Source organism: Algibacter pectinivorans (assembly GCF_900112595.1).
Classification (GTDB): domain Bacteria; phylum Bacteroidota; class Bacteroidia; order Flavobacteriales; family Flavobacteriaceae; genus Algibacter_B; species Algibacter_B pectinivorans.
Genome location: NZ_FOMI01000014.1, coordinates 13,625 through 32,245, shown reverse-complemented (window position 1 = coordinate 32,245; position 18,621 = coordinate 13,625). Strand labels below are relative to the sequence as shown.

Below are 18,621 nucleotides of genomic sequence, written 5' to 3'. Positions count from 1 at the left end.
TTTCAAGTAGTTTAACTTGTTGTTCTAATTCTAATATACGTTGTTCTGGAGTTTTAGACATACCTTGTTGGATTGAGTATTGATAATCAAAGTTACTATATTTTTTTAACCAAGTTCGAACGGTAGAAGCAGCTTGAATGCCATATTTATTTAAAGCTCCTGTGGTGGTTAATAGACCTTGTTCTATTTCTTGAACAATTTGTAATTTTAGACTTAAACTGTAATCTTTTTGTGTGCGCTTTTTGTAATTTGAATCGAATGGTTTCATAAATAAATAATGTTAAGTGTAACACTATTTCAGGACGAGACAAATACCAGAATAAAAAAAATCGGCTAATAAATTAGCCGATTTTTTTTTTATTTTTTGCAAATTGTAATACCTATAATGCTGCTACATTATTTGTGTAGCTAACTACTTTTTTGTTACCATCTATCCAGTGAATCCACTTCCCGACTTTAATACCTTCCTTATAATATGCAGACACCAATTTAGTACCTTTAACATCATAACTAACCCAATTACCCTCTAATTTTCCTTCTGGTGTAAAAAAGCCTGTTTGACTAATCTCACCATTATCGTGATAATAAACAGCCTCAATTAAATTAGTTTCTTTATTTAAGGTTAATGATTTATCTTTTTGAGCAAAAGATGATACACTTATTAATACTACTGCTAAAATTGTTATATATTTCTTCATGATTTTGAGGTTTTAATTAATAATTATTTTACAAATATACAACGTATTTTACAATTAAACAACATTAGAATAACAATTTGATAACATTAAGTTAACATTAAACCTGTAAATGGCTTATTTTAAGGTTTTTAGATTATTTTGTTTCTTAAAAAATCTCTTAACATCATATATAGGCGAAACAAACAAAAAAAATTCGCATCAATTTGAAAAGAACATAACATTGCCGTAACATTGTGTTCATTAAAAAACAAGACATTTGTTCTCAATAATTTTTAAATTAAATGGGAGATCTTTACATTTATATGCTAGTGGCTCTAGCCTTTTTAGCGGTAGCAGATTTAGTTGTTGGTGTTAGTAATGACGCCGTAAATTTTCTTAATTCGGCCATAGGCTCAAAAGCTGTATCCTTTAAAAACATAATGATTATAGCTAGTTTAGGCGTTGCTGTTGGTGCCATGACTTCTAGCGGCATGATGGAAGTAGCCAGAAAAGGTATTTTTAATCCTGGTGAATTCATGTTTGATGAAATCATGATTATTTTCATGGCAGTAATGGTAACAGACATACTTTTACTCGACTTTTTTAACACCCTTGGCCTTCCTACCTCTACTACAGTTTCTATAGTTTTTGAACTTTTAGGAGCCTCCGTATCCATTGCCGCATTAAAGATTTTTGCAAATAGCAATCAAACTCTACTAGATTTAGGAAATTATATTAACAATGAAAAGGCTATAGAAATAATACTAGGTATATTACTTTCGGTAGTTGTAGCGTTTTCTGTAGGAGCCATTATACAGTTCTTCTCTAGGCTACTACTTTCTTTTAATTTTAATGATAAACCTAAAATATTTGGAGCTGTTTTTAGTGGCTTTGCAGTGACCTCCATACTGTATTTTATACTTATTAAAGGTATTAAAAACGCTTCATTTATGAACGGAGCCATTAAAGGGATAATATCCACTAACCCTTTAACTATACTTATTGTTGGTTTTATTATAATCTCGATTATTTCCTTTATTGTAATAACCTTTTTTAAAACCAATATTTATAAAATTATTATAATTGTAGGAACCTTTGCATTGGCCGTAGCTTTTGCTGGAAACGATTTAGTAAATTTTATTGGCGTACCAATAGCAGCCTATAATTCTTACGAGGCGTGGTCTGTAACAAATATCCTACCACAACACTTCCCTATGGTTGCACTTGGCCAACCCGTACAAACTGAACCTTATTTATTACTTATTGCAGGATTAATTATGGTACTAACACTATGGTTTTCAAGTAAAGCAAAAGCCGTAGTAAAAACATCTGTAGACCTATCTAGACAGGACGCAGTAAAAGAGCGTTTTGAACCAAATTTTTTATCTAGAACGATAGTAAGATATAGCATTGCAGCTTCCAATGGATTCGATAATTTACTACCAAACACCGTAAAACAAAAAATAGAACACCAATTTAAAAAGCCAATACTATCTGCAGCCATAAAAACAGAAGATTTACCAGCCTTCGATCTAGTTAGAGCAGCCGTAAATTTAATGGTAGCTAGTGTATTAATATCGATAGCTACTTCCATGAAGTTACCGCTATCAACCACCTATGTAACCTTTATGGTAGCCATGGGTACATCATTAGCAGATAGAGCTTGGGGCAGTGAAAGTGCTGTATATCGCGTTGCCGGTGTACTAAATGTTATTGGCGGATGGTTCTTTACAGCTTTTAGTGCTTTTTTAGCGGCAGCAACTATGGCTTTAATACTATATTTTGGCCGCGGGTACGCTTTAACTGCATTACTTACATTTTCCATTATACTTCTTGTAAGAAACTTTATAAATCATAGAAAGAAGGCAAAAGAATTAAAAGAAGAAGACAGCTTAGAAAAGGCAGAAAGCAGGTCTATTCAAGGTGTAATTATTGAAAGTGCCAGTAATATTGCAAATGTAATTAAACGAGGTAATAGAATTTACTCTGGAGCTATTAATGGATTAGCCACACAAAATTTAAAACTTCTTAAAAAGAACAAAAAGAATATTGAAAAACTATCAAATGAAATTGAAGAGTTAAGAGATAATATTTTCTTTTTTATTAAAAATCTTGAAGAACCTAGTGTAACAGCTAGTAACTTTTATATTAATATTTTAAGCCACTTGCAAGATATAACACAATCTTTAGAGTATATTTCAAACGTAAGTTTTAAACATGTAAATAATAACCATAAAAAATTAAAATTTACACAAATAAAGGAGCTTAAAGAAGTTGATGACATTTTAGAAAATTTATATAACAATACCCAAAATGCATTTGGTTCAAATTCATTTGAAAAAATAGGTTTAATTTTAGACAAAAAGCAACAAGTTCTTAATATGTTGTCGCAAAAAATTCAGAAACAAGTTGAACGAACACGAACAGAAGAATCGAGCCCAAAAAACACAACATTATATTTTAGCGTACTTTTAGAAACCAAAGATTTATTAATAGCCACCATGAATCTTTTAGAAGAGTATTACAATGCTCATGATTCGTCTGTTGAGCCAGCAACAATAGCCAATAATTCTCAAGAAGAGGAATAACAACATATAAAATTAACTCAAAAAAGCACCTTTATATAAAGGTGCTTTTTATATTTTTGACAAAAAATAATAGTATTAAACTAAAAAATATGATTTCAGCAAACGAATATTTTAACGGCCAAGTAAAATCTTTAGGTTACAAATCTGAAACTGGAAACTCTACGGTTGGCGTAATGGAAGCTGGCGAGTACGAATTTGGGACCTCTACTCACGAAACCATGATTGTGGTAGAAGGTGAAATGGCAGTGAAATTACCAGGCGAAACAGAATGGTCTACATACAAAGCAGGGAGCTCCTACCAAATTGAAGCTAACCAGAAGTTTCAAGTAAAGGTAGCAAACCAAACCGCTTACTTATGCCAATATAAATAAGCTTAATCCAATTAAAACACATAGTTTAAAGCATACTTAACACGTGTGCTTTTTTATTTTACCACCTATAACACTAGCTACCAACAAATTAAAGACGCCCTTTTGCAAGAAAACTAAAAACAAACTACAGGTTAACGTCTAAAATCAACTCTTCAACGTAAATAGAGTAACTTAAAAGTTTATTTATTATGAAGAAAATTTCAATTGTATTATTAATTGCCCTAACTTTTTCTTGTGTTTCAAAAAAGAAATACTTAGCCCTAGAGCAAGAAAATGGTGAAATAAAAAATGAATTACTTAAAACCACTGTCGCTAAGGAAGATTTAGAAGCTAAGTTCGAAAAAATTCAATCTCGTGTAGATGCTTACAATACCAAATTAGCCACTTTAAAGCAAGAAAACGACACTAAATTAGATGTTGTTGGTAATGTTGTAATGTCCAATGCAACTAAGTCTAAAATGCGTGAAACACTTAAACATGTTGATGCTAATAAACTAAGTCAAGCTAAAACGCTAAAAGATTCTATGAATTTGGCTGTAGCACATAATCTTCAAAAAACAATTAGCGAAAGTAACATGAATGAAGATGAAGACTTTGCTGTAAATATTAATGAAACTGTAGTTATGATTTCTATTGCAGATAATATGTTATTTAACTCTGGAAGTTACAGATTAAGCTCTAAAGCCGATACCGTATTACAAAAATTAGCCGATGTTATAAACTCTGAACCTAGTTTAGATGTTATGGTTGAAGGGCACACAGATTCTAGAACTATAAACACAGGCCACATTGCCGATAACTGGGATTTAAGTGTATTAAGATCGACGTCTGTGGTTAGAAAACTACAAGAGAAATACAACGTAGCTCCCGAAAAATTAATTGCAGCTGGTAGAAGTAGTTACCAACCTGTTGCGGCTAACGATTCGTCTGAAAATAGATCAAAAAACAGAAGAACACGTATTATCATTCTTCCAAACATTGATAAGTTTTTTGCTTTAATGGCTGATAACAACGAAGGTTTAGCAGAAAATAATATTTTAGATTAAGTTACACCAACTTATATAAACATTAAAAAAGCACCTCAATTGAGGTGCTTTTTTTTATAACTAAACTATCTTTCGAAGTAAAGATTCACTATTGTATGGAACTTTTCCTGATGGGACCCATTCGCAAGTATCCTTTAAGTGAATTAATTGATCGTCAAAGAAAATCTGTGCTCCAAACGATTGCAGAATCTTATGTTTAGGCCAACCGCCTAAGAAATAAACTTCATCGACATAGACTCCCCATTTCCTCAAAGTCTTTATTACTCTTAAGTGAGATGGCGCATTTCTAGCCGTAACAATCGCAATTCTTAGGGGAGACAACTCGATCCTTTCAGGAAATTCTGATTGAATTTTGGATAATTTTTTTATTAAAGAAGCAAAAGGCCCCTCTGTTAAAGGTTCATTTTCATTCTCCTGTTCAAATTGATGAAAAGAATCCATCCCTTCTGTTTTATATCGTAATTCAGATTCCTCAGAAAACAAAACGGCATCAGCGTCAAAAGCAATTTTAACCCTATTATCTGTATTTTGATAGTTTAAAGGACTTTCCAAAATAGTTGCCGCTGCGCACAAACCACTGTCAATTACCATTTGTACATCAATTTCATTTTTTGACAAAAATAAATCTAAACAATAACCATCAATCAGGCTTTTATTTAACGACTCACCACCTGTAAAAGCCATTCTAGTTATATCTAATTCACATTTTTTTAATGAGTTTAATATCCTCATGCCAGTTTCAGGGCTGTTTTTAGACATTACTACTACTTCAACAATTTTGTTCTTAGACAGTTTGTTTAAATCAAGAATATTCTTAATTAGATAAAATGCAGAACCAGGTTGTAATGGTACATCTTCATTTTTTAACTGATGTTTACGATACTCTTCTATACCTTTTCTTTCGAAAATTAAATTTTCTTCTTCTAAATTAAAGAGTGCTCTCGATGAGACTCCTATTACTAAAACTTTATTTAAATTTGATGACATTTACTTAATTGTTTTAAGCGTTTTTAAACACTTGTTAATAAAAAGATAATTAAGCAGAACGATTAATTTTGTCAACAAGATTTCAATTCATTACTTTTGAAGAATGAAAGGGAGGTGAGGTATTCCTCAATCTTTTTTATTTTTTTGGCCTACAAACCAATTAATACATTTCAACAAAACTGGGAGGTTCCGCAAAAACGTCCCATTTTTTTTACCCTGACTTTAAATTTTAAGGTTAATATTTATTTCCTACTCTTCATTTATAGTTTCTTCTAAATTTCAAAAAAAACAAACTAAAACACTCAAAAACAAAGCGTTAACCACAAATTAACACTTCAAAATTTAGCGATAAAAAACCACCCATTCAGAGTGGTTTTTTATTAATACTTATTTTTTCACTAGGTCTTATCCTTCGCAGCTAGTACATTCTTTCTTTTGCTTAAATTTTTGTGCTGCATTCATACTGTGTTGGTAGTATAAAGACTTAACACCAAGTTTCCAAGCATTAACATATAGTTTATTAATATCTTTAACTGGCATATCTGGATGTACCATTATGTTTAAAGATTGCCCTTGGTCGATATGGTTTTGTCTGTTTGCCGCCTGATAAATTATTGTCATTTGGTCAATTTCAGAATAGGTTTTAAACACATCTTTTTCGTGGTCTGTAAGCCCTTCTAGGTGTTGTACAGAACCGTCGTAATCTCTAATACTCTTCCAAACCTCAACAGTATTCATGCCTTTTTCTTCTAAAAGCTCTAATAAATACGGGTTTTTAATAGTAGTTTTTATTTTAGCAATATCCTTTACATAACTGTTAGACCAAATTGGCTCGATACCTTGAGATACTTGCCCTAAAATAAATGCTGAAGATGTTGTTGGTGCTACAGCATTTAACGTTGTATTGCGTCGTCCATATCCTTTTAACACTTCAGGCTCTCCAAATAATTTTGCTAATTCTTCTGATGCTTTAACCGATTTTTCTTGAATCGTCTTAAAGATTTCGCTGTTTAAATTAAAAGCTTCTTGACTATCAAAACCTAACATTTTAGATTGTAATAACGAGTGCCATCCTAATGCGCCCATTCCTAAAGCTCTATTTTCTTTCGCAAAATTATAAGCTTTCTCCATAAATAAGAAGGTTTGCTTATCGTCACGATCTGTAGAGTCTCTATATTCTTCTAGTTTTGTAATAAATTCTTCTAAAACAGCATCTAAGAAATACACCATGGTTTCAACAGCATCGGTATCTTTCCACTTATCGTAATGTAATAAGTTAATAGAAGATAATACACATACAAAAGACCATCTTTCGTTGGTAGGCAACATGATTTCTGAACACAAGTTACTTGCGTAGATTTCATGATTTTTATCTTGATACACGTCTGGCGCTGCATTGTTAGCATTATCCTTAAAGAAAATATAAGGATATCCTATTTCGCCTCTACGTTGTAACACTTTAGCCCAAATTGCTCTTTTATCAGCATCGCCAGCAATCATTTCTTCCATCCATTGGTTACCAACAGTAACACCGTGTGTTAATTCTTGTATTGGGTTTCCTTCGGTTCCTATCTCTAAAAACTCATGAATATCTTTATGATCGATTGGTAAATATGGAGAAAAACGACCACGTCTTACAGAACCCTGACTAACAACATCCACCATTTTTTCGAACAACTGCATAATGTGTACTGCTCCAGACGACTCTCCATTATTTTTAACTGGCGCACCTCTATGACGAAGTTTCCCGAAGTAACCAGAAGTACCACCACCTAATTTAGACATCATACCAACCTCAGACTGTGTGTATAGGATATCTCCCATATCATCTGAAATATGTGAACCAAAACAACTAATTGGTAAGCCACGTTTTTTTCCAAAGTTAGACCAAACTGGCGATGCTAAAGAGTAATAGCCTTCTGCCATATAGCCATAAAACTTATCTGCAAAACCATCAATTTTTAAAATTTCTTCAGCTCTATTAGCAATTTCTCTAATACGCTCTTCTGGATTAGTTCCTTCTGTAAGGTAACCAGAGGCCAAAAATTTACGACTATGCTCTGTTAACCATTTTATTTCTGGTTCGGCTTTGCCTTCTTTTATAGCTTCTTTTCTGGCTTTAATTAATTCTTCGTGTTTAGAAGTTTTTACTGTTTCTAAGTTCACTTTTTGTTCGAGGTCAGGATTAAGGTGTTCGTTCATGGTTTAAAATAAATCGTCGCTAGTTATACTTTTTGTTCTTTTGCTGTAGTTTATAGAACGTTTTACGAAGAAATCTCCGTGTTTTGTTCCAATAATTTCGTCATCAAACCACTCGGTTTGTGCTATTAAAGATTCGTCTACTTCGAATACTTTACCAATTCCAATGCTCTCTAAAGAGTTATTGAATCGGTTCTTTATAAATTCGTTTATTACATTTTTAGGTAAGAAATCTAATTCTCCGGCTTCAAAAATCCAATCAATTAATTTACTTTCTGATAGGAAAGCTTCCTCGCAAAGATCTTTTACTAATGCGCTGTGCTCTTCATTAAACCAAGTTGGGTTTTCTGCTTTAATAATTCTAATAACATCAATTCCAAAATCACCGTGAATTTGCTCTTCTTTAGACGTCGCTTCAACCACATTGGAAACTCCTTTAAGCATGTTTTTATGCTTATTAAAAGCCATAATAATTAAAAACTGAGAGAATAGCGACACATGCTCAATAAATAGTGAGAATAATAAAATAGATTCTGCATACTCCTTATTATCTTCACTTTTTGCATTTTTTAAAGCCGTTTCTAAATAATGAACACGTCTCATTATTACGGGCTTTTTCTTCAAGTTTTTAAATTCGTTATTAAGACCTAAAATTTCTAATAAATGCGAATAAGCATCGTGGTGGCGTACTTCACTTTCAGCAAATGTAGCTCCCACCGATCCTATTTCTGGTTTTGGCATTTTGTTGTAAATCTCGCCCCAAAACGATTTTACGGCAACTTCAATTTGCGAAATTGCTAGCATCGTATTTTTTATGGCATTTTGCTCTACAACAGTAAGTCTTGTTTTAAAATCTTGAATATCACTTGTAAAATTAAACTCAGAATGTATCCAATACGAATGTCTAATAGCATCTACATACTCGTTAAGTTCTGGATACTCGTAAGGTTTTAAGTTAATTCGTTTTTCAAAAATATTGGTTTTCCTATTTCTAGCTTGCTCATCTCTGTATAAGATATAAGCTTTTGCAACCCCAGGAAAAGAACTCCTCATTAATGTTTCTTCAACTAGATCTTGTACCTCCTCAACTGTTGGTAAATAATTATGATCTTTAGCTTTTCTTTCTAAAAGGATTTGTAACACTTTAACAGAAATTGTGTTTGCATCCTCCTTAGTACCATTACCTACAGAAAGCATTGCTTTTTCAATAGCGTTTGAAATTTTATTTAAAACGAAAGGACTCGTTTCGTAATCCCTTTTTATAATCTGTGTAATTTCCATAAAAACTATAATTTAAATATTAAACAGCTATTAGAATATGAGTCATCCGTTCTAACGCTCTTTTGTAATTCCTGTAAATGTGCTATTAATTCCCTTATAAAAAGGGGGTAAAGTGTCAAAACTAAATTTTCCTTTAGAACAGAAAAATATTTTGTTTTTTTCCCACAACAAAGATTGTAAATTCATTAACATGATTTTACAAATTCTTTGAAACCTTTTCAACAAGTTTTTAACAATCAAAAAGAAGCCAAAAAAAAATGGTGTTCCAAAATTTAAAATTTAAATACTTGATAATCAATAAAATACAAACAATTTACTGAGGTTTCAAAAGAAAAGAAAATAAAAGATTTATTAGTGCTTCAAGCCCTATTATTACACTTGTTAAGCCCTGTTTTTAATAGTTTTTTGCAACTTTTTCTAGCTCCATATACCAATCCTCACCAAACTTTCTAATAAGCGCTTCTTTTACAAATTTATAGATAGGAACTTGCAATTCTTCACCTAAAGTACAAGCTACATCACAAATTTGCCATTTGTGATAATTAACAGCAGAAAACTCGCTATATTCTTGCACCCGTATTGGATATAAATGACAGGAAATTGGTTTTTTCCAGGTCACTTCTCCTTGGTTGTAAGCTTCTTCAATAGCACAAAGTGCTACTTTTTTTTCATCAAAAATAACATAGGCACAATCTGCTCCATTAATTAATGGGGTTTCTAATTCGTCATCCTCGGTGGTAATATAAGTACCTTGAGCTTCAATAGCATCTATACCTTCTTGTCTTAAAAAAGGTTTTACTTTTGGATAAATATCGTCGAGTATCTTAGCTTCGTCTGCTTCTAGAGGTGCACCAGCATCGCCATCAATACAGCAAGCGCCTTTACACGCCGATATATTACACACAAAGTCTTTTTCTATAATATCCTCAGAAACAATAGTTTTGCCTAATTGAAACATAAATGTTTTTATCTTGTAGGCCACAAAAATAGTTAAACTTTGGGTTTATTTAATTAAGATATTAATCTACTTTTGAAGAAATTTAATTTAACAGGCTATGCAGTTTAATTTTAAGGAAATATTTACAGTTTTTATGGTGCTTTTTGCCGTTATCGATATTATAGGAAACGTTCCCATTGTTATTGATTTACGAAAAAAAGCTGGACACATACAAAGTGAAAAAGCATCGTTAATAGCCGGAGCTATTTTAATAATATTTTTGTTTTTAGGAAAAAGTATTTTAAACTTAATAGGTATAGATGTTAATTCGTTTGCAGTAGCCGGTGCATTTATATTATTTTTTATTGCCTTAGAAATGATTCTTGGGATTACCTTATATAAACAGGACGAAAACGCCTCTATGACAACGGCAGTTTTTCCTTTAGCATTCCCGCTAATTGCCGGACCTGGTAGTTTAACCACCTTATTATCTTTAAGAGCCGAGTATTACATAGAAAATATTATTGTGGCTGTTTTATTAAACGTTGTAATTATTTATATTGTACTTAAAACATCGGCAAAAATTGAGCGGTTTTTAGGCGCCAACGGTATTAATATTATTAGAAAAGTTTTTGGAGTAGTTTTGCTAGCTATTGCCGTAAAATTATTTGCGCACAACATTAAAGCTTTGTTTGACGTTGCTTAAAAAACACCAAAATATAACAACTATTTAAAATTTAAACAGATGAAAATTTTCACCATAATACTTAGTGTAATTGCCCTGAGTTTAATTATTTTTAATGTGACCCAAATCGATTTTAACGCGCCTTTTAAAGGCGACAGCATTGTTGCTTTAATTACTATTGTGGCCTCGTTATGTGTTATAGTTATGATGGCTATTTTAAGAATTTCAAAGCGTATAGAACAAAAAGTAAAAACGGGTAAATAAGATGTACGATGCTTTAATAGTTGGTGGTGGAGCCGCAGGATTATCTTGTGCCTTAGTTATTGGCTCTGCACAATCTAAAGCTTATGCCTCGGGTAAAACAATTGGCATTATTGCGCACCAAAAAACATCGCATTTACAAACCGCATTGTTTAATAATGTTTTAGGGTTAACTCCAGGAACCACTGGCGCCTCTATTTTAGAAAGCGGCAAAAGACAGCTTTCGGGTTTGTATCCGCATATCGAGCAAATTAACAACGAAAAGGTTTTAAAAATTTTAAAGCAAAATGATGGTTTTAAGGTTACTACAAACAAAAGCACTTATACCTCTAAAATTGTTGTTATTGCCGTTGGCTACACGAGTTTAATAAATATAGAAGGTTTAGAACCGTACATTGAACCACACCCAAGAGCAGCCATAGAAAAAGACCGTATTTGGTTAAAAAACACAAACCATTTAATTGAACCTAATTTATATGTTGCGGGTACTTTAGCTGGATGGCGTAGCCAATTTGCCATAGCATCTGGAAGCGGTGCGCACGTGGCAACCGATATTTTAACCCTTTGGAATGGTGGCAAACATGCTAAGGTGCATGATAAGGTTTAAAGGCCTAGAGAAACCAAGATTAAAAATGTTTTGTCAAATCTTTACTTCCATGAAGCACCCTTACTATTCTAATATGATTTTCCATAATCCTATAGAAAATAGTATGCTCTTGTTCCGAAATACTAAACAAACCAAATTTTAATTCATTGCGTTTACGTCCTAATTCTGGATTTAACACTAATTGTTCAAAAACCATATCTAAATCCATAAGATATTTTACCGCTTGATTAAAGCCATGGTGATATTCGGTATAATTAAAAATAGCTTCAAGATCAAAATCTGATGCCGCAGATAATTTGTAACCTTTTATTTTTTTAAACATTTAGCCGGCTTTATTGCTTCGCTTGCTTGCAATAATATCTTTTATATTTCGGTTACTAGTTGCCCCAGACCATCCTTTTTCAATTTCCTCTTTTAAATCTGCAATCACTCGGTGCCTATATACTTCGTGTAATCGTAAGGCGTCACGAACTAACTCGCTTGCATTTTGAAAATCGCCAGACTCAATTTGTTCTGCAATATATGCTTGTTGCTTTTTTGTTAAACTTACGTTCATTGCTATATAATTGATACATCAAATATAAAGATTATATCCATATTTAGCAAATATGGATATTAAGAAGCATAACACGCATATGGTTACCCATATTTTAACATTATGGCATGGTGATAAATATGCTAAGCTGCATGATACGGTTTAAGATAAAATTTATGAGATTCCTGCCTGCGCAGGAATTTATTAGTTCTCGTCACTCAACTTTATAACCTCATCAATCATAATATCGCGTTGGTTATACACCTCCTCGAAGGCTCCAGAGCCAAAAAGTTGGTCGGCAAGTGTAGCTTTAATATACTGTTTAACCTCATCGTGGTAAGCTACAAAAGTAATTTTTGAATTGGTTCTTAGGTTTAAGTAGTCTTGAAAAGCAAATACCAAATCATCCCCAATTTCAAACGAATCAATAAACTCTTGTCTAGAAACTTTATCATAAAGATGCCTGTCTTTCTCTAACTCTTCAAAAACAAAATTCCCAAAAAATCCACGACGCTGTAAAAACGATAAGGTTTCGTTTTGCATACTTTTATCTATAGGCACAAAAACATCTGGAATAATACCACCACCGCCGTACACAATCTTGCCTTTTGGTGTGGTAAACTTTAACGAATCGTCTACTTTAATATTTTCGGCCTCCAGCAGTTCGCCACTATCTAAACGCTCAAAATACTCATCGTAATAATCTTTATTGCCATGGTCGTATGGCCTTTGTATAGACCTTCCCGTTGGTGTATAATAACGTGACACGGTTAAACGCACCGCACTACCATCTCCTAAATCCATTTCGCGCTGCACTAAACCCTTGCCGTAAGAGCGCCTACCAACAATAGTCCCTTTGTCGTTATCCTGTAGTGCACCAGCAACAATTTCGCTAGCAGATGCAGAGTTTTCGTCAATTAGTACATACACATTACCATCTTCAAAATCGCCCTTATTGGTTGCAAAACTCTCCTCAATATCACCACGCTTATTTTTGGTAAACAAAATAAGCTTATCATCCTCTAAAAACTCATCTACAATTTTTTCGGCAATACCCAAAAAGCCACCAGGGTTATTGCGTAAATCTAAAGCGATTTCGGTAGCACCAAGAGCCTCTAATTTCTCGATACCTGCTTTAAATTCTTTATATGTAGACTCTGCAAAACGATTAATTTTTATATAGCCTAATTTTTCGGTTAGCATATAAGCAGCATCCACACTTTTAATAGGTATTTCGCCTCTTTTTATGGTAAACTCTAGTAATTCCGGCTCGCCACGTCTGTACACTTTAAGTTTAACCTTAGAGTTTTTTGCACCCTTTAATTTTTTAATTATTTCGCCATCGGCAATATTTTTGCCGTATAACGAGTCGCCATCGGCCATAACAATTCTGTCGCCCCCTAAAATACCCGCTTTAGCACTTGGTCCGTTTTCTATAGCACGAATTACAGCAATGGTATCTTTATACGTATAAAAACTAACACCAATACCAACAAAATCGCCTTTCATTTCTTCGGCTACACGAGCCATATCTTCTTTTGGAATATATACCGAGTGCGGATCTAAATTTTCTAAAATTCCATTAACCGTAATATCTACTATACTGTCGGTATTAATATCGTCTACATAGTCGTATTCAATATAATCAATAAGCCTATTTAGCTTGTCTTTTTTGCTATTTGTAGAAAACAGCCTATCGGACGAGTCGTTAAAATCTAACTTTCCTCCAATAAAAATGCCTGCCGCTATAGCAACACCAATAATTAATGGTAAATATTTTTTTTGATTCGACATTATGCTTTTAAATCTTCTATTTGCTCTATTTCTATACCTGCTTTTGCTAAAAACTGCAATCCAGAATCGTCCTTATAAGCTTCATGATATACTACTTTTACAATACCTGCTTGGTGGATTAATTTACTGCACTCCTTACAGGGCGACATAGTTATATAAAGCGTAGCACCTTTGGCCGATTGTGTGGAAGCCGCAACCTTTAAAATAGCATTAGCCTCGGCATGTAAAACGTACCATTTTGTGTAACCCTCGTCGTCCTCACAAAAATTCTCGAAACCCGATGGTGTACCGTTGTAACCATCAGAAATTATCATTCTATCTTTAACAATTATAGCACCAACTTGCCTGCGCTTGCAATACGATAATTTACCCCACTCTTTTGCAATTCTTAAATAAGCCTTATCGTACTTAAGTTGTTTATTATTTGGCATTAATTTTAATTATTTGGGCGTTACCTTTTACTTTTATAAAACGCCATAAAATTAAACTTTTTAGGTTAGTAAAAGGTCAGGCTATCCGCTATATCTTTTTTATGGTTCTCGATATATTTCGATTTCAAAAAAAAAAAATCGAAATACTCGAACTAACATATAAAAGGATGCCACTTCTATCCTTAACGCAGTATGTATAACGAATATAGTTAGTATGTATTTTATTTACAATGCCATAGCGTTAAAGTTTTACGAAAGTTTATTATTTAATTTATTAAGATAAGCTTAAGTTATAAATTAAACAGCCTTGAAATACTTTACCATAAAAATGATATTTACTGTATAACAACGATAAAAACTTACTATATCTAGATTTATTTACGAGTTATAGAATATAATAGTAACTTTATGAGATGTTGTGCTTCATTAACAGAAACCGCTAACCAATGATAAAATTCTTTAGAAAAATTCGCCAAAACTTACTTATGGAAAACAAAACTGGAAAGTATTTTAAATATGCTCTTGGAGAAATTATATTAGTGGTAATCGGAATTTTAATTGCGTTACAGATTAATAATTGGAATGAAAATAAAAAAAGCACAAAAATTCGCAATAATTACTACAGGCAGGTGTTACAAGACTTAGAAAAGGACTCTATTTATATTAACAGAAACCTTATATATCTTGATTCGAGTCTTACAATATATCAAAAGTATTTAGAAAAATTACCTGAAGCTGAAAGTATTAATGATGTTATACCACTTATTGGTACACTTGATTGGGAATTTGGTTATTATAATTTCAATACAAACACCATAGAATCTTTAATATTTACGGGAGACATTAAATTAATGCCAGATAAAATTAAGAATGCTCTACTAGATTTAAGAACTACTCAAAACGGAATTATTAAAACTATATCTGGGAATAATGATGTTCATTTGAAGGATAGCCAAAAAGCGATTGGGCTTGGAGCTATAAATTATATTTTAAATATAAATCCCAAACTTTTGAATCAATTAATTAGAGAGGAAGATATGATTTCAGCTATTAATATCATAAATGGAACTTTTCAATTAAGAGATTTTACAGATAAGAACTTATTAAAGGATATGCAATATTTACTAGAATCCACAAAAGAATTATCTGAATTAATCAACGAAGAATTAAATAAATAACGAAAGAACAACTATGGCTATAAGTAATTGCTTGTTCTGGCCTACTTCTAAAAATCCTCACGGATTTTTAGTTTGGTGTGTACTTGCTAAGTTTAGTGCTAAACCACGCAACTACTCATAACCGAGACCGTTGTAGCCAATGTGAGAGCAACATGTCGGAAAAGAATAAAACATGAATAAAAGACCGAGAATAGAATTAAAATTAACCCAAACCGACAAGATTCTTGAGATATTTGGTTGGGTTTCTGTGTTTGGAATATGGACTTTGACATTAACGAACTATTTTGAATTACCCGAAATTATACCAACGCATTATAACGGAACTGGAGAAGCTGATGGATTTGGTAATAAGTCAAATATATTTGCATTACCCATAATTTCGACATTATTATTTATTGGAATGACAATTCTGAATAAAAACCCTCACGTGTTTAATTATCCGAGTAAAATAACAGAAGAAAATGCTTTACATCAATATACAAATGCAACTCGAATGATGAGAGTATTAAAATTAGTTATTGTATTAATTTTTGGATTAATAGTTTTTAGAACAATTCAAAATGTAAATGGAAACGCAGACGGACTTGGAAATTGGTTTTTACCTTTGACGATGGCATTGATTTTTATTCCAATAATTTATTTTTTAATCAACACTAATAGAAAGAAAAAAACGACTGAATAAAAAAAACACTGGCTACAACAAAGAACTGAGGTAAAAAACAACTCTTTTCTTCATTAATTTGAGACATTATTATTTTAGGCTCAGAGATTCAAAATTGTGATTCTTTGAGTTTTTTTACTACCTATTTTTCAACTATCTAGTTAATACAGAAACATATGTTTCATTATAAGGAATACCAGATTTTGCGATAGCAAAACATTGTTTTAATAGTTTATTTACCACTGCAATTAAAGCAAGTTTTTTGCTCTTTCCCTTATTTACAATGCGTTCGTAAATTGCCCGACAAGCCTTATTGTGTTTAGAAGCATTAAAGATACATAGAAAAAGCTGGTTACTGAGTTTTCTATTACCCACTTTACTTATCCTAGCCCGACCTCTTACACTACTTCCAGACTCGCGTATGGTAGGTATTATTCCAACATAGCTACATAGTTGTGACGCGCTTTCAAATTTATTAAATCCATCTGTAACTACTATTAAAAACAAGGCTGTTTTAGGTCCTATACCAGGAACACTTGTAGTAGCGTTAATTGTTGTTACTGATCTTCTTTGACCAAGGAGATAATCTTTTGCTTACTGCTGATTTTCCTTCGGAAAATCCTCGCACACAAAACCCCACTATTATTATACTAGACCGTTGTACAACAGTTACACATCGAATTATAATTTAAACTTTTAAATTAAGAAATTACTTTAGAGAATCCATAAAAGAAATATTTCAAGCTACTGAATATTTAAATCAAGCTACATCGTTTCATCTAAATGGAGCGTTTCAAAAAGCAGAAAAATTGATTTTAAAAGCCGATATTCCAGAAATAAGAGAATGGACAGAATCTCTATGGGGAAAAAATAGTCCTTATCTGAATTTTAATAGACTTGTTGATTCTCCTCCAATTCTTAAAAAAGAGGAAAGAATAGAAACAAGAATGCCGAATAAAGTTCTTAAAGATAAATTAATTGAAAGAGATGGACATAATTGTGCGTTTTGTGGAATACCTGTGATAAGAGCAGAAATTAGAAAAGTAATAAAAGGAGTTTATCCTAATGCTTTAAAATGGGAAAGACAGAATATTAATCAACATTCCGCATTTCAAGCAATGTGGTTACAATATGACCATTTACTTCCACATTCAAGAGGAGGAAATAATGATTTAGATAATTTAGTAATTACTTGTGCTCCTTGTAATTTTGGACGAATGCAATTCACTTTAGAGGAAGTTAGTTTGCTAAATCCATTAAAAAGAGAGAGAAGGAAAACAGAATGGGATGGATTGGAAAGAATAAAAAAAACCGTTGTACTACACCGTATATAATTTATTGCTAGTTTCTAGCCTTCTTACCAAAATCCTCACGGATTTTCCATTCGGTTTGTATTTACTAAATTAGTTACTTACATACGCAACTAAACGTGCACATATACATCAAGCATGAACCTAAACCTTTTCTTTTGGTTTATACATTACTATAATTTGAATTAAAACAGCCAAAAACACTAGTATATAAATCTCAATTTGGGTAAATAATTCTACGGTATCTAGCGCGCGTTTACTAATAGACATTTGCCTACTACCTTCACTAAGCTGGATTTTAGATAAATCCTCTAGGTTAGCTTTTAAATTTTCAATATATCCAATAACTGGTGCTTTATTAGTAAAATTAGAATTTAAAAATTGATTTTCGGCAGCTACCAACGCTTCAATATTACTTTTTAAATCTTTAAATACGTTGGCCTCTTTTAAGGTTAATTTGGTGTCTTCGAATCTAGACACTAAAGCTTTTAAGTTAATGTTAACCTTCGCATTTTTACTTTTAAAAAAAGTAGAATCTAATACCAATACCGCTAACTCCTTTTGGTGAACCGACTTTGCCATTTCAAAAATTAAATCGTTAGCAATTAACCTATCTTCATAAATGGTAACCACAGCATCTCGAACGCGAACAAAGTTATTTTTGTCTATTAAATTGGTAGCAATGATTAAAACAAAAATCATTAAAATTCCGAGTATCCACTTTATTTTATTGTAAAAGGCCATATTTATAAGTTTTTAAAATCTAAAACGATTAACAAAGATATAAAAAACGGTCCATAATGTGCGGTGCAATTATTAACTAGAAAACACCTGTTTTTGTTAATTTAATAACAAATGACAGTTGAAGCATTAAAATCTAACATTCTGTGGTTGGCTATATTTTGCGCAACATTTTTTATGGTAAAAATTTATTAGACTTATATAAAGATTGACTCCATTTGAGTTTAAACCAAAATTACGCAAAGCAACCCGCGTTAGGGATTGAACGGCATGTTTAAGCTCCCCGACCTTAGGAGGGAGCGAGTAGTGAAAGCCCGACCCTAGTGGTAACG

The 18,621-nt window shown here is 32.3% G+C and carries 20 protein-coding genes and 1 pseudogene; 9 read left to right on the top strand and 12 right to left on the bottom strand.

The window, feature by feature from the left end; all coding sequences use genetic code 11:
• Positions 1-268 (bottom strand): transposase (locus BMY96_RS15670; protein WP_139205279.1); only part of this gene is annotated, 268 nt, incomplete at its 3' end.
• Positions 269-380: 112 nt separating this feature from the next.
• Positions 381-698 (bottom strand): toxin-antitoxin system YwqK family antitoxin, encoded by a 318-nt coding sequence (locus BMY96_RS15665; protein ID WP_092853918.1) that lies wholly within the window; start codon positions 696-698, stop codon positions 381-383.
• Between the two features lie 281 nt (positions 699-979).
• Here BMY96_RS15665 and BMY96_RS15660 point away from each other — a divergent pair, with 281 nt between their 5' ends.
• The 3 genes from BMY96_RS15660 (at position 980) to BMY96_RS15650 (ending at position 4,682) form a co-directional block, all read left to right on the top strand.
• Complete coding sequence (locus BMY96_RS15660) at positions 980-3,265, top strand: inorganic phosphate transporter (protein ID WP_092853916.1); 2,286 nt, start codon at positions 980-982, stop codon at positions 3,263-3,265.
• A gap of 89 nt (positions 3,266-3,354) precedes the next feature.
• Entirely contained in the window at positions 3,355-3,636 is a 282-nt protein-coding gene (gene ppnP, locus BMY96_RS15655; protein WP_092853921.1) for a pyrimidine/purine nucleoside phosphorylase, read from the top strand.
• Positions 3,637-3,824: 188 nt separating this feature from the next.
• A complete protein-coding gene (locus BMY96_RS15650) occupies positions 3,825-4,682 on the top strand; it encodes an OmpA/MotB family protein (protein ID WP_092853914.1) in 858 nt (285 codons plus the stop codon).
• Positions 4,683-4,742: 60 nt separating this feature from the next.
• Here the strand turns inward: BMY96_RS15650 and BMY96_RS15645 are convergent, their stop codons facing one another.
• The 4 genes from BMY96_RS15645 to BMY96_RS15630 form a co-directional block, all read right to left on the bottom strand.
• Complete coding sequence (locus tag BMY96_RS15645; protein ID WP_092853913.1) at positions 4,743-5,669, bottom strand: 5'-nucleotidase; 927 nt, start codon at positions 5,667-5,669, stop codon at positions 4,743-4,745.
• A 405-nt stretch (positions 5,670-6,074) separates the two neighbouring features.
• Entirely contained in the window at positions 6,075-7,871 is a 1,797-nt protein-coding gene (locus BMY96_RS15640; protein WP_092853911.1) for a ribonucleoside-diphosphate reductase subunit alpha, read from the bottom strand.
• A gap of 3 nt (positions 7,872-7,874) precedes the next feature.
• Positions 7,875-9,149, bottom strand: a complete 1,275-nt coding sequence (locus BMY96_RS15635; RefSeq protein WP_092853909.1) for a ribonucleotide-diphosphate reductase subunit beta — start codon at positions 9,147-9,149, stop codon at positions 7,875-7,877.
• 394 nt (positions 9,150-9,543) lie between these two features.
• On the bottom strand, positions 9,544-10,107 hold the full coding sequence (locus BMY96_RS15630; RefSeq protein ID WP_092853907.1) for a DUF3109 family protein: 564 nt from the start codon (positions 10,105-10,107) through the stop codon (positions 9,544-9,546).
• A gap of 97 nt (positions 10,108-10,204) precedes the next feature.
• Here BMY96_RS15630 and BMY96_RS15625 point away from each other — a divergent pair, with 97 nt between their 5' ends.
• Genes BMY96_RS15625 through BMY96_RS15615 form a run of 3 tightly spaced genes read left to right on the top strand, consistent with a single transcriptional unit; the run spans position 10,205 to position 11,639 of the window.
• Positions 10,205-10,792, top strand: coding sequence for a MarC family protein (locus tag BMY96_RS15625; protein ID WP_092853905.1), 588 nt, complete (start codon positions 10,205-10,207; stop codon positions 10,790-10,792).
• Between the two features lie 39 nt (positions 10,793-10,831).
• Positions 10,832-11,035 (top strand): hypothetical protein, encoded by a 204-nt coding sequence (locus BMY96_RS15620; protein WP_092853903.1) that lies wholly within the window; start codon positions 10,832-10,834, stop codon positions 11,033-11,035.
• 1 nt (position 11,036) lies between these two features.
• On the top strand, positions 11,037-11,639 hold the full coding sequence (locus BMY96_RS15615) for an FAD-dependent oxidoreductase (protein WP_092853901.1): 603 nt from the start codon (positions 11,037-11,039) through the stop codon (positions 11,637-11,639).
• Positions 11,640-11,658: 19 nt separating this feature from the next.
• Here the strand turns inward: BMY96_RS15615 and BMY96_RS15610 are convergent, their stop codons facing one another.
• The 4 genes from BMY96_RS15610 to BMY96_RS15595 form a co-directional block, all read right to left on the bottom strand.
• Complete coding sequence (locus BMY96_RS15610) at positions 11,659-11,961, bottom strand: type II toxin-antitoxin system RelE/ParE family toxin (RefSeq protein ID WP_092853899.1); 303 nt, start codon at positions 11,959-11,961, stop codon at positions 11,659-11,661.
• A complete protein-coding gene (locus tag BMY96_RS15605; protein ID WP_092853897.1) occupies positions 11,962-12,195 on the bottom strand; it encodes a type II toxin-antitoxin system ParD family antitoxin in 234 nt (77 codons plus the stop codon).
• A 183-nt stretch (positions 12,196-12,378) separates the two neighbouring features.
• Positions 12,379-13,968: a S41 family peptidase gene (locus BMY96_RS15600; RefSeq protein WP_092853895.1), complete on the bottom strand. Its 1,590-nt coding sequence runs from the start codon at positions 13,966-13,968 to the stop codon at positions 12,379-12,381.
• Positions 13,968-14,399, bottom strand: coding sequence for a deoxycytidylate deaminase (locus BMY96_RS15595; RefSeq protein WP_092853893.1), 432 nt, complete (start codon positions 14,397-14,399; stop codon positions 13,968-13,970). The genes BMY96_RS15600 and BMY96_RS15595 overlap by 1 nt, the downstream gene beginning before the upstream one ends.
• A 446-nt stretch (positions 14,400-14,845) precedes the next feature.
• Between BMY96_RS15595 and BMY96_RS15590 the strand changes: the two genes are divergently transcribed.
• Together BMY96_RS15590 and BMY96_RS15585 are read left to right on the top strand one after the other, a co-directional pair.
• The gene (locus tag BMY96_RS15590) at positions 14,846-15,577 is read left to right on the top strand and encodes a DUF6090 family protein (RefSeq protein WP_092853891.1); all 732 of its coding nucleotides are present in this window, start codon (positions 14,846-14,848) and stop codon (positions 15,575-15,577) included.
• A gap of 172 nt (positions 15,578-15,749) precedes the next feature.
• The gene (locus BMY96_RS15585) at positions 15,750-16,259 is read left to right on the top strand and encodes a DUF1648 domain-containing protein (protein ID WP_092853889.1); all 510 of its coding nucleotides are present in this window, start codon (positions 15,750-15,752) and stop codon (positions 16,257-16,259) included.
• A 132-nt stretch (positions 16,260-16,391) separates the two neighbouring features.
• Here the strand turns inward: BMY96_RS15585 and BMY96_RS15580 are convergent.
• Positions 16,392-16,825, bottom strand: a pseudogene (locus BMY96_RS15580) (transposase); the annotation flags it as partial.
• Between the two features lie 222 nt (positions 16,826-17,047).
• Between BMY96_RS15580 and BMY96_RS15575 the strand changes: the two are divergent.
• Positions 17,048-17,572, top strand: a complete 525-nt coding sequence (locus BMY96_RS15575; RefSeq protein ID WP_217639606.1) for an HNH endonuclease — start codon at positions 17,048-17,050, stop codon at positions 17,570-17,572.
• Between the two features lie 120 nt (positions 17,573-17,692).
• Here the strand turns inward: BMY96_RS15575 and BMY96_RS15570 are convergent, their stop codons facing one another.
• A complete protein-coding gene (locus tag BMY96_RS15570) occupies positions 17,693-18,292 on the bottom strand; it encodes an MCP four helix bundle domain-containing protein (RefSeq protein ID WP_092853885.1) in 600 nt (199 codons plus the stop codon).
• Positions 18,293-18,621 lie beyond the last annotated feature (329 nt).